Annotated in this window: 15 protein-coding genes; 5 read left to right on the forward strand and 10 right to left on the reverse strand. The window is 44.2% G+C overall.

Going from position 1 to position 13,215, the window contains the following annotated elements; genetic code table 11:
- The first annotated feature begins 37 nt into the window (after positions 1-37).
- A complete protein-coding gene (locus DT065_RS15850; RefSeq protein ID WP_160112606.1) occupies positions 38-1,411 on the forward strand; it encodes a coiled-coil domain-containing protein in 1,374 nt (457 codons plus the stop codon).
- A 299-nt stretch (positions 1,412-1,710) separates the two neighbouring features.
- On the opposite strand, the gene DT065_RS15855 is transcribed toward DT065_RS15850, so the two are convergent.
- The 8 genes from DT065_RS15855 to DT065_RS15890 form a co-directional block, all read right to left on the reverse strand.
- Complete coding sequence (locus DT065_RS15855) at positions 1,711-1,971, reverse strand: hypothetical protein (RefSeq protein WP_114375042.1); 261 nt, start codon at positions 1,969-1,971, stop codon at positions 1,711-1,713.
- 286 nt (positions 1,972-2,257) lie between these two features.
- Positions 2,258-2,953, reverse strand: a complete 696-nt coding sequence (locus DT065_RS15860; protein WP_114375044.1) for a hypothetical protein — start codon at positions 2,951-2,953, stop codon at positions 2,258-2,260.
- The gene (locus DT065_RS15865) at positions 2,950-3,300 is read right to left on the reverse strand and encodes a hypothetical protein (RefSeq protein ID WP_114375046.1); all 351 of its coding nucleotides are present in this window, start codon (positions 3,298-3,300) and stop codon (positions 2,950-2,952) included. Before DT065_RS15865 ends, DT065_RS15860 begins: the two co-directional genes overlap by 4 nt.
- Positions 3,301-3,471: 171 nt before the next feature.
- Complete coding sequence (locus tag DT065_RS15870) at positions 3,472-4,599, reverse strand: flagellin N-terminal helical domain-containing protein (protein WP_114375048.1); 1,128 nt, start codon at positions 4,597-4,599, stop codon at positions 3,472-3,474.
- Between the two features lie 65 nt (positions 4,600-4,664).
- Entirely contained in the window at positions 4,665-4,868 is a 204-nt protein-coding gene (locus tag DT065_RS15875; RefSeq protein ID WP_114375050.1) for a carbon storage regulator, read from the reverse strand.
- A 175-nt stretch (positions 4,869-5,043) separates the two neighbouring features.
- Positions 5,044-5,637, reverse strand: a complete 594-nt coding sequence (locus tag DT065_RS15880; RefSeq protein ID WP_114375052.1) for a cell wall hydrolase — start codon at positions 5,635-5,637, stop codon at positions 5,044-5,046.
- Positions 5,638-6,037: 400 nt separating this feature from the next.
- The gene (locus DT065_RS15885) at positions 6,038-6,625 is read right to left on the reverse strand and encodes a cell wall hydrolase (RefSeq protein ID WP_114375054.1); all 588 of its coding nucleotides are present in this window, start codon (positions 6,623-6,625) and stop codon (positions 6,038-6,040) included.
- 190 nt (positions 6,626-6,815) lie between these two features.
- On the reverse strand, positions 6,816-7,535 hold the full coding sequence (locus tag DT065_RS15890; protein WP_114375056.1) for a GerMN domain-containing protein: 720 nt from the start codon (positions 7,533-7,535) through the stop codon (positions 6,816-6,818).
- A gap of 211 nt (positions 7,536-7,746) precedes the next feature.
- Here DT065_RS15890 and DT065_RS15895 point away from each other — a divergent pair, with 211 nt between their 5' ends.
- Complete coding sequence (locus DT065_RS15895; protein ID WP_114375058.1) at positions 7,747-8,313, forward strand: RNA polymerase sigma factor SigX; 567 nt, start codon at positions 7,747-7,749, stop codon at positions 8,311-8,313.
- Entirely contained in the window at positions 8,276-9,520 is a 1,245-nt protein-coding gene (locus DT065_RS15900) for a hypothetical protein (RefSeq protein ID WP_114375060.1), read from the forward strand. The genes DT065_RS15895 and DT065_RS15900 overlap by 38 nt, the downstream gene beginning before the upstream one ends.
- Positions 9,521-9,554: 34 nt before the next feature.
- Here DT065_RS15900 and DT065_RS15905 read toward each other — a convergent pair whose 3' ends face one another.
- Both DT065_RS15905 and DT065_RS15910 read right to left on the reverse strand, forming a co-directional pair.
- A complete protein-coding gene (locus DT065_RS15905) occupies positions 9,555-10,877 on the reverse strand; it encodes a S8 family peptidase (protein WP_114375062.1) in 1,323 nt (440 codons plus the stop codon).
- Between the two features lie 180 nt (positions 10,878-11,057).
- Entirely contained in the window at positions 11,058-11,840 is a 783-nt protein-coding gene (locus tag DT065_RS15910; RefSeq protein WP_114375064.1) for a rhomboid family intramembrane serine protease, read from the reverse strand.
- Between the two features lie 205 nt (positions 11,841-12,045).
- Here DT065_RS15910 and acpS point away from each other — a divergent pair, with 205 nt between their 5' ends.
- Positions 12,046-12,408, forward strand: coding sequence for a holo-ACP synthase (gene acpS, locus DT065_RS15915; protein ID WP_114375066.1), 363 nt, complete (start codon positions 12,046-12,048; stop codon positions 12,406-12,408).
- 191 nt (positions 12,409-12,599) lie between these two features.
- Entirely contained in the window at positions 12,600-12,908 is a 309-nt protein-coding gene (locus DT065_RS19025; RefSeq protein ID WP_160112607.1) for a hypothetical protein, read from the forward strand.
- The last annotated feature ends 307 nt before the right edge of the window (positions 12,909-13,215 follow it).

Consider the following 13,215-nt stretch of genomic DNA (forward strand, 5'->3'; position numbering starts at 1 on the left):
ATAAATATACTAGATATTTAGGAAAATAGGTGCAAAAATGAATATGATCATCGATGAAATAAGTCTTTTTATTAATAAATGGTTGAAGAAAGGGCGTCGTTGGTTATCTGAATTCATGAATCAAGCGGATCACACGTTATCGAAGGCGTCTTTTTTACTACAGGAGAAAAAGAAGCAAATCGACGATTATTTGGTGGATCGCAACCAACTGCTGGCCGTCATTCAAAAAAATCGGAAGGAAGTTGATGACCTGCGCGCGCATATAACGCAGCTAAACGATGGAAAGGCGTTTCATCTCATCGATGTCTATGAACAGCTGGAGATGCGTAGTTCCAAGTTGCTTGATTATCAAGAAAAATATATGGATGTGCAAAAGACGATCGATGAACAGCACAAGCAGGTTCAAGCAGTCACGAAGGAAAAAGATCGTGCCCTAATTGAAAGGGATTGGCTCAAAACAGAGTACAATCATCTAAAAGGTACGATTCAGAAAAAGACGTTGAAACTGGCGGCATTACAAAATGAGTTGCAACAGCTAAAAGACACACAATCGGGTCAAGACTTGATTGAACAGAAGGAAGCGGAAATCGTGCAACTCAAAAAGGATCGTATCATTGATGAAGATAAACTATCCCGCTTAAAAAGAAGCCATCTCGACATGATCAAGAAAATGGGAATATTGAATCACGAGCTAACAGACACAAAGGAGCGACTTGACGAACAGCAACAAGCAGCGAAAGACCTTCAAGATCTGATTGATATGAAAAAAGAGGAAGTCGAGCAAAGCCGAGAAGAGACAATCGCTCAGAAGGAAAAGGCAGAAGACGCGCAAGAAAAGATGAGAGAATATCTCCTTCAATTTGAAAAAGCAAGTAACCACTCACAAACATTGCAGGAAGCGTTGGAAGAGAAAGAAGAAGAGCATTCGGATATGCTGTGGGAAACGGATAACAAAATAAAAACACTTAAAAATGAACTACTCGATACGCATAACAAGCTGGCGATCGAGAAGGCGCATAATGGGTCACCAAGAGCGTTGGACACGAAAGCGTTACAAACTCTGGAACAGGAATACGAACCGAGATTTAAGACGCTTTATCATGAATGTTTCTTTCACCGTGAGTTTTTTAGCGACTTCTTTTCGTTGTCAGCATCCGACCGTTTGAAAGTAGAGGCTTGCATTGCGCGATTGAACTCCCATTACGACTTACATATAGGAAACGTACGGCCAAATACCGTGAAGACACGTTCCGTGACGCTAAATGAATATCCGTTTGGCCAAGATAGAGCCGGGCGAATTTATTTCAGGAGAGATGATAACAAGGTGCAATTTTTTCGGATTAGCCGCACGAAAAATGGGAAAGGAGCACTCGACCAGAAGCGGGTGGTTGCTTGGTTGAAGAAGAAGTGATTGTCGGAGTGTGGCGGCTTGTATGAAAACGATAACTTTTTTGTTCGAATAGGTGTTTTTGATTCATCCAGATAGCATGCTGTCTCCCGGCGAAAGGACTGACGACATAGGCGGGCCAAAAAGCATGGTCTGGTTGTAGAGCCATGAGTTGCCCCAAATAACCTTCTGAGTAGCGACTGGCAGAACTGGTTACAATGTTTGCGATGGCATGCTGTATAAGTTCTTCAACGACAGATACGAGAAATCGTATAAAGAAATCAACGCCGCCAACCAACGGGTCGATAGTCTATCCAATTATTTCAAGGTGTGTCTGTATCATTTGGGTTGCGATGGTTGATTAACTTTTTTATAGAAATCCGTACAGCTTTCTCCGCAGCTTGTTTCCCAGAAATTGTTGATTCTTCTGTTGATTCTTTTGAGCAAGCGCGCTCTTTTGTTTCCACATCTTCAACCATTACTTCAACATCGGTTCCAACATAATTTAAATATACTATATACTTCTTTCCATCAACTGTTATTATATATATCTGAACACTTTTGTTAGTTAAATCAATATCCATCGGCTTTCCTCCTTCTATTACTACTGATATTAATTCTATTCAAGCCATCCTGCGACGTTTTAAAAGTTTATCCAACCTTTGGCTTTTTTGGTCCTTTGTATAACCCATGATAATAATGCCGATAAGGGTGTTGTCTTCATCGGCGTATCGAATATACGTCCGGTGGAGGTTCTTCTGCGCAAGATATCGTTGGCCGGCGGCTTAACAGGAGCTCGACATGGTCGTATTGAAACGTAACATTATTAATTATTATTAATATTAATCGGTTGAGCTTTCGTGATCATATTTATAGGGAGACAGTCGGAGTAAAATTTAAATATCTACATATAATGCAATTAAAAATTCCATAGACGTAACAATCCGGTTTTTGTTTATTTATTTCTTTCATATTTAAATTATGGCCGTTAATTAAATGCTTTGCATTCAAATTAGCAGCTGTGGTTATCAAATAAACATTGTTTTTAAAAGCTAAGTCCGAGCATAAACCCAAAAAGTTTCTAGCCTCTGTAATTCCAATATTTTTTTGGGAGTAATGCTTACATTCTAACAATAACCCTTTACTATCAAACTTCGGTGATAATTCCTCCTGCCTACTGTTGATTAGGCTTTCTGGACTTAATAAAACTATATCTGCTTCATGTTCAGAATCAGATGATCCTCTTACCATTAAATTCATATGAAGTTCACCTATGTCATGCTGTCTATTCGAATTGCTCAAAGTAAAGTATGAAGCCGGATGCTTATACAAACTTCGTGGGCCTCCAGCAAAAATAAATTGATTTTGATGAGAACAAGTTAAAGTTGAACCATTATTTGATATGGCTCTAAGAAGCTGAACGTAACAATAAAATTCGTATAACTGTTCAACTTTTCTACCTTTCCTATCAATAAAATAAGCATCACTTAGAGTTTGATCAATTCTATTGAGTTTATCAATAACACCTTTAATTTTTTGTTCCCATGTTTGCTTATGAAAACTCATATTTCTTTCTCTATCTCCTCTAAATCAGCTTTAGCCTTTTTATTAGCCCCCTCTATTTCTGATAATTTAAAAGGTTTATTTTTCACTGATCTGCTACCAGCATAATTTATTTCAATACTTTGTTTTTTAATTTTATGTTCACTAAAGAAACTATCGATCACTCTTATTTGTTCTAAATTACTATCTACATTCTGTATTTCTTTTTTCGCATGGTCCTTTAACTGAAGTAAAAGTTCTTCACTACTCCATTGATCTTTTTGAAGCTCTTTTAAAAGTGCCTTCTTCAAACTTTTATCTTTTAAAGTTTCTATTGAACTTCTTAAGTCTTCTTTAATTTCTTCATTCATTCCTATACCTCATTTATAAATAGATAATCCACCCGTGATAAGTCGACTAGCACTACATTAATTAAAATAGAAATTAAGATACTGATACATTGAAGGTTTCTTGTGCTGAATTCCCTGACATATCACCGACTGTATAAATAGAGCGGAGCATCGCCCCGCTCTTCACTATTTTTATTGTAGCAACTGAAGGACGTTTTGCGGCAATTGGTTGGCTTGTGCGAGCATGGATTGAGAGGCTTGGGAAAGGATGTTGCTTTGTGTGAATTCCATCATCTCCTGAGCCATATCAACATCTCGAATACGAGATTCTGCTGCTTGTAGATTTTCAGAAGCGTTGTCCAAGTTCGCGATCGTGTGCTCAAGGCGATTTTGAACGGCACCGAGTTCTGAGCGTTGGGTAGAAACATCATTTATAGCCTCATTGATCGTGTCAATTGCACTTGACGCATCACTGTTCGAAGCGATACTAATGCCTTCTACTTCCGATGCAGAAACTGTGCCACCCTCTACGTCGTCTATACTACTCACAGTAGTGCCAGAATTGTCAACCGCTGATGCTTCAATGTCTAGTTCACTTACGCTCCCAATTTCACTAGCAATTTCGCCTAATGTTGTGTCGACATCTTCGCTATCATCAGTACCTAAAGTAACAGTGATTGTACCATTATCATATGATGCACTAGTAGACTCATTTTCGCCGGTTGCTGCCTGATATGCAATGTCAAAAGACTCTCCAGATTCATTTGTAATTTCAAGGCCATCTATTGTAGTTGTTCCAGTTGCTTCTTGTCCAACCTCTAATTCAATTGCACTCATCTCGCCAATAGATACGGAAATTTCTTGTCCTTCATTAGCTCCAATCTGAAACTTTTGGTCTTGGAAGCTACCATCTAGGAGATTATGATTATTGAATTCCGTGTCATTGGAAATACGATCAATTTCTTCAGCTAATGCATCAAATTCATTTTGAAGTGCTTCTCGATCTACTTGCTCGTTCGTATCATTTGCACTTTGTACTGATAGTTCCCGCATACGCTGCAAAATCTGGTGCGATTCATCCAACGCGCCCTCAGCTGTCTGTATCAAAGAAATCCCGTCTTGCGCGTTGTTGCTCGCTTGGTCCAATCCACGGATTTGCGCGCGCATTTTTTCCGAGATTGCGAGTCCTGCCGCGTCATCTCCCGCGCGGTTGATTTGCTCACCGGAAGACAACTTCTCCATGGAATTTTCCATGTTGTTCTGGTTGACGCCTAATTGGCGATGTGCATTCATCGCGCTTAGGTTGTTGTTGATAATCATTCAAAACACTCCTCCATAGAATTAATCGGGGACGTCCTTTTCCCCGTATATATACAAACTCCTGTTCAGGAGACTGTATCGCCTTTAATGTTGCGCTCGACGCTTTCCAGCTCTTCTTCTGTCAAAACCTCTTCTCTATTGATTTTGACACTCTGTGGTGCATCGATCGCAATTCGGTATTGATTGCCGATATCCAAAACGAGACGGATCCGAATATTGTCATTAATAATAATGCTCTGATCCAGGCTTCTTGTTAGAACAAGGGCCATTGTTACATCATCCTTAATGTATGTCTCATCCCTGATTGTTGCTTAATTATTATATCGACATGTTTTGCATTTTGTTTAACAGTTTGTGTTTATTTTTTATAGAATCGAAAAAACCGGGCACAAGGACATTCCCTGCACCCGGTTTTTTGCTCAGTATAATAAAATATATAAATGCTTAACGCGAAAAGACGTGATTGCCAATGACTTTTAGCTCTTCTTGCGTGGCGTTCCAATGATTGTCCGCTGTTTCAGGATTGTAGAAAAACAGGGCTTCATGTCCTTCTCCGTCTGTTGTCAACGCTTCACGGGCCGCTTCTTTAGACTCTTCGTCTGCCGGTTCATGAATTGTTCCGTCAAGCACAGGGCTAAATTGATAATGCCCGCTCGGGGAAACTTCATGAATCACCTCATGAATGGAATCCGGGAACTGATCATCGGCGACACGGTTGAGGATGACCGCTCCAACGGCTACTTTTCCTTCGTAGGGCTCGCCTTTCGCTTCTGCGTGAATGAGACGAGAGAGAAGATCTTTCTCCTCAGACGTGGCCGCTAACGAAGATGGAAGTTCCAATTTCTCACCTACATGAAGGGTTTCATCAGGTTTTCCGTTTAATTCTTGAATATCCTCAGGTGCTACGCCATAGTCCGAACCTATCGACCAAAGTGATTCACCTTCATTAACCGTGTGTATATGAGCATTGGCCATGGAAACGTCCGCAAAGACGAAGCATAAAGCCAAGGAAAGAATCGCGATTTTTAATCGTTTCATGGTTGCATAATGCCTCCTTTTTTGTGGTACACAAGGAAGATAACAAGCGAACGAGACAAAAGCACCAGGTAAAAATACCCAACAAAAATATGTTTCAAAAAAAATCTTGCAATAACAGGCATGAAAGTGGAAGTTATCATTTTAGTTACATAACGTAATGTTTGAAACAATCGATGAGAGGTTGAGGCCTTAACTAAAGAAGGTGAAAGCCATTAGGTCGTCAACCAAGCCGAATGGAGCCCTAACTGAAGACTGCGAAAGGCGTTAGGTCGTCAACCGAGTCGGATGGAGCCCTAACTGAAGACTGCGAAAGCCGTTAGGTCGTCAACTCAATGTTATTTTTCAAGATAAAAAAGAACCGGGGACGAAAAGTTTTCATCCCCGATCCATGGCCCCTAGTTTAACGTGCAAAGACGTGATCCCCGATTGTGATTGTGTTTTCCCTCGTTGCATTCCAATGGTTGGACGCTTTTGCTGGGTTGTAAAAGTAAGTGGAGCCTTGACCTTGTCCGTCAAAGACGATCGCTTCGCGGGCGGCTTGTTTCGATTCTTCGTCAGCCGGTTGATCGATCGTTCCGTCAAGGACAGGGCTAAACTGGTAACTCCCGCCTTCAATGTCGTATACGACCCCATGGACGGAATCCGGAAATTGATCAGCGGTTACGCGGTTAAGCACAACGGTTCCGACGCCTACTTTTCCATCAAAGGACTCGCCTTTCGCCTCGGCGTGAATGATGCGGGCTAGTAACTCCTCTTCTTCGGGGGAGACGGAGGATTCCGGAATCTCCAGTTGTTCCCCGGGGTTAATCGCATCTTCAGACTTTCCATTCTCGGCTTTAATGTCCTCGGTCGCGACACCGTAATCAATCCCGATCGACCAAAGCGATTCGCCTTCGTTGACGTCATGTGTATTTGCATTGGCTTCTGAAACACCCGTAAAAGCAAAAAATACGGCAAGCGGCAAAGCCGCCAATTTTAATCGTTTCATAGATTTATGTTCCTCCTCTATCAAGATGTGCACCACTTAAAGTAACAAGGGAAAGGGACTATTGCATCAGGTAATGAATCCCAATTACACAAAATGACAAAAGAAAGGTTGCAGCAATAGGAAAGACCTATGTTTTTAACATTTACGTTACAAAGACTTGTAACATAAAAAAACCGGCATCCGCCGGCTTTTATCCATCTATTTCATCATAATGTTCAAGGTCATCATCCGGAGTGTAAGGTTCCGAAGTATCCGAGTGGCCGAACAGGGACTCCTCTATTTCTCCATCGAGGAGAAATTGGGTTGAGTCATAGCCAAACTGAGCCATGATGTGGGCTACCTGGTCTAAGAAACCTACTTCCGCTGATGAACCGAAGTTGGCATTGGTGACTTCCGGAGAGAACGATATGTGCGCGGTGCCATTTTGATCTTCGACGTATTGGACTTCCACACCCTCATCGGCGAGGATGGCCGTCAATTCGTCACTTTCCGGCCCGTTTAACCATTCTTCCACCGCGGCAACAGGCAATTCTTCCGAGGAATCAGCGGTCACTGTTCGGGATTCCCGATACATGTTCATCGCTTCTTCATCGAAGAAAAGAAGATCGACTTCTTCTGTGGCTGTGCCGTCTTCATCTGTCCCTTCCGTTCCATCTTCTTCGGTTCCTTCATCCTCTGTTCCATTCTCAGTCCCGTTGTCGTCATCCGAAGTCCCTTCAGCGCCGTTATCTCCATTTTCGGGTTCTTCTACCGATTCTTCTCCGTTTTCTGAATCATCATCTGTTCCCTCGTCTGTTTCTGCAGGAACTTCTTGGCCGTTGTCGTCTGCTGAATCGTCTTCTGCATCGCTGCATGCACTCAACGTTAACGCCATGGCGGCGGTAACAGCAAAGATGAGCGGTCGTTTCATTTGTTCTCCTCCCCCAAATAACTGTTGCCACTTTAGTTTAAGGAACCCGCTCTTGTTTGTCAAAACTTCAATGAAGTTCTAGCAGGACGAGCAATCCGTGCTATAATAGCGGCGATTGCTTTTTTACCTATAAAAAATGATGAATGATGATAAACAATGCAAAAAATTGTAACGCTTCCGGCTAAAAAACGACTGTTAGGGGGAAACGGAAGTGGCTGACCATACGTTTGACCGCCTCTATGAGCAATACCACCAATCCATATACCAATTTATTTATTATATGGTTCGGGATCGAAATGTAGCCGAAGAACTTGTGCAAGATGTCTATATAAAAGTTTTAGGTTCGTATAAAAATTTTGACGGAAAGAGCAACGAAAAGACTTGGTTATTTTCCATAGCGAAACATTTGGCGATCGATTATATCCGAAAAGAAAACCGACAAAAAAGAAAATGGTTTGGTACGATCGTTTCGAACGAAAAAATCGACGCGCATGATCCTGCTCCTTTGCCCGAGGAAATTGCGGTAGAGAAGGATGAAGTTCGGGCCGTTTATGAAGCTTTGGGTACTTGTTCACTTGCTTATCGCCAAGTGCTTATTCTTCGTTTTATCCAGTCACTATCCGTCAAAGAGACGGCGGAATCACTAGGGTGGTCCGAGAGCAAAGTGAAAACAACGCAACACCGGGCCATTCAACAACTTAGAATGATTTTGAATACAGATGAAAGGGAGGAGGGGAACTTTGAGACGCAATCATCACGAAGACGAGATCGAACGTAAATTAAAAGCGCTCGATGGAATCGAAGATACGCGCAGCAAAAAGGAGGTTTATCGCAACGTCCAACTGAAAATGAAAGAACAGAAACAGCCGGATTACCGGTTCAGAAAACCGGTTGTATGGGGCCTTTCGACAGCTGCCGTCGTCGTGTTAACAGTGATTGTCGTCTCCCAAGGTCCTTCTCCTGCCTCCCATGAAGAGTTCGGCACTGAGTCAACAGCGGAACGTGAAGAGGACAGCTCTTCGATTGATGAAGGAGAGGTTGATGAAGACCCAGAAGAAGAGCAGGAGGAAATCGTTACAAACGAAGGTGAAAAAGAAAACATACAAGAAGAGACTCGAGAAGAAGATATTGGGCCTCCGGCCGATAGCAATGGAGAGGAAGATGAGCAAGAAGAAGACTTGGAAGAAGAAGATTCCATTGATCGGAGAGTTGTGAAAATGGACGAAGTCTATGCCGACGTTCATTATCGTTCCGCGGCCCCTCGAAACGAGCAGCAACTCCTTGCTTTGCCGTTCTTAGCTCCCGACAATGAAACGATTGTGACGATTACCGTTGATCATTCCGGAGATGCAGGAGATGAAAGCGCGGCTGAAGTGCTTGATCGCATAGACCCGGATGAACTTGGGCTGCAACCTTCCCCGTTACTGGACATGGATGAACAGGAGAGAGAAGAGGGAAAAATCCAGGAAGGATTAGAGGAAATTGCCCATTTCGAAACAGAGCAACCTTGGCCATCGGAATGGGAGGAATGGTTTCAACAAGTAGACGCTGACACTGAAGCATCCGCAGGTTACTATGTTTTTCAGGCTGATGAAGGCAATGCTTATCTTGTGACCGGAGAAAGCCAGGATACGGAAGGCAGCTCCGACGAGCGTCTGGAAAAAACATTACAGCGGATGGAATCGGAAGAAAATGAATACGTCCAATCCGTGATTCCTCCACATGTTGAATTGGACACCGTGGACGAACGCGACGAAGATAGTGTTTTGGTATCATACTCCGGTTTGGATGAGTGGAGTGAAAATGACGAAACGCAATGGTTGATGTTTGTTGAAGGGATCTTGATGACGGCCGCTGATTTTGGCTACCGAGATGTGGAATTAGACGGGGATCTGGAAGAAAACGAACAGATCGGGCCGTATGAGTTGGGAGAAACAATGGATCCGCCCGCCTCCCCAAACTATATTGGGGAAATGGAAAATTAATGCCGGAAACCCGTGGCGGCTTCCGGCAGAGGATCTATACAAAATCAGACGCGCTTTCCATTGCATCTACGGAGCCTGCGCCTTGTGTGTTTTCGTCAAGCCCCATATCTTCAGCACCTTCGAGCAATCTTGTTTTAATATCGTCCGGTTCCCAGTCGCTGTTTAATTCCAACAGTTGGGCACAGATGCCGGCAACGATCGGCGTAGCCATCGACGTACCGGACATGGAAGTGTAATGCTCATCGACCCGGCTGGGTTTTGTTATTTTATCGAGAAACGACTGCGGAGAACGAACGGCAACCACATCGACGCCCGGCGCGAGGACGTCAGGTTTAGTTTCCCCATCGATTGTCGGCCCGCGGCTGGAAAATGAAGCAACCGTGTCATCGGCTCGTTCCGGCGTATTTTGATCGTCGAGGGCACCTACGGTAATGATCTGTGGGCTAATACCGGGGGAAGCAATGGTGCTGGAACTCGGTCCTTCGTTCCCGGCGGCCGCTACAACAACGATCCCTTCGTCCCAAGCTTGGTTTACCGCCTCTACGATCGGGTCATCATCGGCAGGTTCAGAGGCCGGACTGCCCAATGAAAGGGATAGAATATCAATGTTGTATGCTTCTTTATTTTCCAGACACCAGTCAATGCCGGCGATGATGTTTGATAACGGGCCGGCCCCTGTTTTGTTAAGCACTTTGACACCAACAATATTCGCATTCGGCGCCGGCGCTACGTATTTGCCGTCGGATAAATATCCATTTCCGGCGGCGTCACCGGCGCAATGCGTACCGTGACCATTGTCATCGTACGGCTCGGTACGATCGTTGATGAAATCTTTAAAAGCCACGATGCGATTCTCGGGTTCGGTAAAATCTTCACTGGGATGCACGCCCGTATCAAGGATCGCGATCGTTGCCCCATCACCCGTGATGTCGCTTTCTTGTAGATAGGTGGAACGAGTCGTTTCCGTGGCGGTATTGAGCAATGCGCTCATTGAACGATTTAAATACACTTTTTCTATATCATCACAGTTATTACATAGCTTTTCGAGCGCTCGAGCTGTTAACGTACCGCTTTGGTAGGAAAAGCGCGGGAACGATTGCTGTACCTTACAACGGAAATGGGAATCAGCGATGTGTTGGAATACGGCGCTACCGTTTCGGTAACAGTCTGATCCTCGCTTGAATTTGATGAGGACCGGGAAAGTTTTTATGCTGCGAATCCAGTTATCGGTCATATTTTGCAGGAAGCATGGGGTGAATTGTAGCGGTTTGATTGCCCCGATTAACGCGTGCCTAAGATGAGTGTCTATCAAAGGTCCATATGCACGGGCAATCTTTACGGTAGATAAATGAAACATAGAAAAAGCCCCTTTTCTTTGCTGGTTTCACAAGCATTTTATGCTTGGTGCACCAGCATCGGGGCGGTTTTTGTTTAGATAGAGACAAAAATGATTGATTTGTTTATGTGTTTCACTAGGTACAACTAAGCCATTTGATAGGTTTGAAGGCTGTGGCCTCGCCTTTTTGGTAAGAATGGTTTAAAAAAGGAGATTTGCCAAAACACCTGCAATGACGAGAATGATAAAGACGATCCCCAATGTGTTAGCGATCAACGAGCCATTGATTCTAGGCCCTCGTCTTTTGTTCCAGCGGTTGGGATCAAATTGAGGTGAACCGTCGTCATCTTTCGGCGGTCTGAACCGTTGATAAGGAACGAACGGCCTGGCGTTTTTTAAGAACGCCGAAGCGAACACTGCTCCGGATAATGCACCGATAAGGTGAGCCAAAATGTTGATGCCGGGCATTAGAAACGTCATGATAATACCGATGAAGAGAATAATCGTAACGATTTGCCGGCTTTGGGGGTCGATGAGTTCTTTACGAAACACCATCATATAAACATATAATCCGAGCAACCCGTAAATGGCACCGGAAGCACCGACATGGCGATAAGAGAGATCTTCCAACAGAAACGTGGCAACGTTCGCCGTAACCCCTGTCAGAAAATAAAAAGCAACAAACTTTCCTTTTCCCAGCATCTGTTCTAGCGCGGGCCCGAACAAAAAAAGGGCAAATGAATTAAACAACACATGTTGGAGCCCGAGATGCAAAAGGATCGGTGTAAACAGTCGCCACCACTCGCCGGCGGCGATCGCTGCGTTAAAACCGAGGAAGTAATATTCAACAAATAGACCGGGAGGAAAGATCCCCCACTGACCAAGGGTTACAATGAGAAACAAAAGAAGATGGATGCTGATCAATGTCGTAATAACCGGATAATTACGCGTGAACGAATAAAATGATTCATTACGGACGAACATTAGACCACCCTTTCAAAGATCAAACCTATCACCAAGGGAATCATTAGGTGGATAGGGAGGTAAGACAGGAGATGGAACCGCAATAACTGTATGTAGGGAAATCAGGGTTCCTTCCAACACATAGGGTGTGCTGTCTCCGACGTTTCCTCATATTCTACCACATGACGATATTTAGGATCGAATGAAAAAGAGAGGGAGAGCAGGTATGATTGTAGGCACCGGCATCGACATCGCGGAATGCAAAAGAATTGAAGCGGTCCTTTCAAGACAACCTCGTTTCATCACAAGAATTTTAACAGCGGAAGAGCAAAAAAGATTGGATGAGATGACCCATCGCCGAAAAATTGAATTTATCACCGGCAGGTTCGCGATTAAAGAGGCCTTCGCAAAGGCGAATGGAAGCGGGATCGGCGAAGCGATCAACTGGAAAGACGTGGAGGTTTTTTATACGCAAAACGGTGCGCCAATGCTCGTTTGCCCAAAGCTCGATGATTCGATCCGTGTGCACGCCTCAATTTCTCATTCCCGGACCTATGCCATCGGGCAAGTCATCTTGGAGAGAGCGTAGGTAAGGCAAAGGCGGCGGTGGGTTCGCAGTTACACCGGCGACAGGGGCGATCGTTGCAGGCATATTGGAGGAGTTAGCGCCTGATTTGGCCGTATGAGCGTTTCATACGGCCAAATTGTGTTGCACGCGTGGTTAATTAGGCCCCATATCAGTCTCAAACGAACAAATGTTACGGATCGATCGATTGATCCGTGCGGGCTGTTTCAAGCGATCTGTTTTCTGCAATCGTCGCGATTTCAGAACGAAAGAAGGCGCCCATCTATCTGTATTCTGCGATTACCGCGATTCCAGAGCGTAAGAAAGCGTCCATCGATCAGTTTTCAGTGATCGTCGCGATTCCAGAACGAAAGAAAGCGCCCATCGATCAGTTTTCAGTGATCGTCGCGATTCCAGAACGAAAGAAGGCGTCCATCGATCCGTATTCGGTGATCGTCCCCATTATAGAATATGACCCTTTCTTCGGACCCTTCTTCCGTTCCCCCCCAAGTTCTCCCTCGTAAAAGTGTCCGAGGTTACGCTTGCTGCAAGCCCGTCGATCGGGTCAAGGAAAGGTGCCTGTTGTTGCAATGCCTTGTTTTTTACACTTTTTGGTCGGTTTAATAGACTGAAACGTGCCACTAACCCGCTCCCGGCTCTCTCTTTATTTGCCGTGTTGCAGACGAGCCGGCATAAGTGCGTAGGTTGTCTCATATGATGTATTGCGGTTAGGAGGGGCCTGTCATGTAGGTGGAAAGGGACGGGGATGGCAACGTGTTATTTCTATGAATGTCTTGGATTGCGGGGTGCTGCCATAATGGTTGATGGATA

Source organism: Salicibibacter kimchii, assembly GCF_003336365.1.
GTDB classification, from domain to species: Bacteria; Bacillota; Bacilli; order Bacillales; family Marinococcaceae; genus Salicibibacter; species Salicibibacter kimchii.

Excerpts from the sequence above, each read along its gene's own strand:
- DT065_RS15885 (WP_114375054.1), bottom strand. The coding sequence starts at position 6,625 with ATGAAACGATTAAAATTGGCGGCTTTGCCGCTTGCCGTATTTTTTGCT.
- DT065_RS15890 (WP_114375056.1), bottom strand. The coding sequence starts at position 7,535 with ATGAAACGACCGCTCATCTTTGCTGTTACCGCCGCCATGGCGTTAACG.
- DT065_RS15860 (WP_114375044.1), bottom strand. The coding sequence starts at position 2,953 with ATGAGTTTTCATAAGCAAACATGGGAACAAAAAATTAAAGGTGTTATT.
- acpS (WP_114375066.1), top strand. The coding sequence starts at position 12,046 with ATGATTGTAGGCACCGGCATCGACATCGCGGAATGCAAAAGAATTGAA.
- DT065_RS15880 (WP_114375052.1), bottom strand. The coding sequence starts at position 5,637 with ATGAAACGATTAAAAATCGCGATTCTTTCCTTGGCTTTATGCTTCGTC.
- DT065_RS15875 (WP_114375050.1), bottom strand. The coding sequence starts at position 4,868 with ATGGCCCTTGTTCTAACAAGAAGCCTGGATCAGAGCATTATTATTAAT.
- DT065_RS15865 (WP_114375046.1), bottom strand. The coding sequence starts at position 3,300 with ATGAATGAAGAAATTAAAGAAGACTTAAGAAGTTCAATAGAAACTTTA.
- DT065_RS15855 (WP_114375042.1), bottom strand. The coding sequence starts at position 1,971 with ATGGATATTGATTTAACTAACAAAAGTGTTCAGATATATATAATAACA.
- DT065_RS15850 (WP_160112606.1), top strand. The coding sequence starts at position 38 with ATGAATATGATCATCGATGAAATAAGTCTTTTTATTAATAAATGGTTG.
- DT065_RS15870 (WP_114375048.1), bottom strand. The coding sequence starts at position 4,599 with ATGATTATCAACAACAACCTAAGCGCGATGAATGCACATCGCCAATTA.
- DT065_RS15910 (WP_114375064.1), bottom strand. The coding sequence starts at position 11,840 with ATGTTCGTCCGTAATGAATCATTTTATTCGTTCACGCGTAATTATCCG.
- DT065_RS15905 (WP_114375062.1), bottom strand. The coding sequence starts at position 10,877 with ATGTTTCATTTATCTACCGTAAAGATTGCCCGTGCATATGGACCTTTG.